This window comes from Mycobacterium simiae (assembly GCF_008370645.1).
In the GTDB taxonomy this organism is placed as follows: domain Bacteria; phylum Actinomycetota; class Actinomycetes; order Mycobacteriales; family Mycobacteriaceae; genus Mycobacterium; species Mycobacterium simiae_A.
Genome location: NZ_VTZN01000447.1, coordinates 1 through 807, shown reverse-complemented (window position 1 = coordinate 807; position 807 = coordinate 1). Strand labels below are relative to the sequence as shown.

1 protein-coding gene is annotated in these 807 nt (G+C 68.2%); it reads left to right on the top strand.

All coding sequences use genetic code 11. The features are described from left to right. On the top strand, positions 1-807 hold an 807-nt coding region (locus tag F0Q45_RS26355), incomplete at both ends, for a beta-ketoacyl reductase (RefSeq protein WP_149656637.1).

Genomic DNA, 807 nt, shown 5'->3' with positions numbered 1-807 from the left:
CCCGCGGTGTGGGATCCCGAGGGCACGGTGTTGATCACCGGTGGTACCGGGATGCTGGGCGCGCTTTTCGCCGAACATCTCGTCACCCACTACGGCATCGGGCATCTGCTGCTGGTGTCTCGCAGCGGACCCAACGCTCCCGGGGCCAGCGAGCTGCAAGAGCGTCTGGCCGGGCTGGGCGCCGAGGTGACCATCAGCGCGTGTGATACCAGCGATCCGGCGCAGTTGGCTGCAGCCCTGAACACCATCGCCGCCGATCACCCGTTGACTGCGGTCCTGCATGCCGCCGGTGTCCTGGATGACGCCGTGGTGACCGATCTGAGTCCGCAGCAACTCGATGCCGTCTTGGCCGCCAAAGCCGACGCCGCCTGGCATCTACATCGGCTCACCGCTGAGCGCGATCTGGCCGCGTTCGTCTTGTTCTCCTCGGCGGCGGGAATACTTGGCAGCCCCGGGCAGGCCAACTATGCGGCCGCCAACGCATTCCTGGATGCGCTGGCCCACCACCGCCTCCACACCCAACCCCCGGCCAGCAGTGTGGCCTGGGGCTACTGGCAAACCCCCAGCGGTATGACCGGGCATCTCAACACGACTGATGTGGCCCGCCTGACCAGTGCCGGGATCACCCCCATCACCAACGAGCAGGGCCTGGCCCTCTTCGAGGCCGCACTGACCAGTCAGCGACCGAACCTGCTGGCCAGCCCGTTCAACAGCGGCGCCTTGACCCGCCGCGCACGCCACAACGCCTTGGATCCGATCCTGTCCGCCCTGGTCACCAGCCGCCCCCAAGCCGCCACCGCCAGCCCC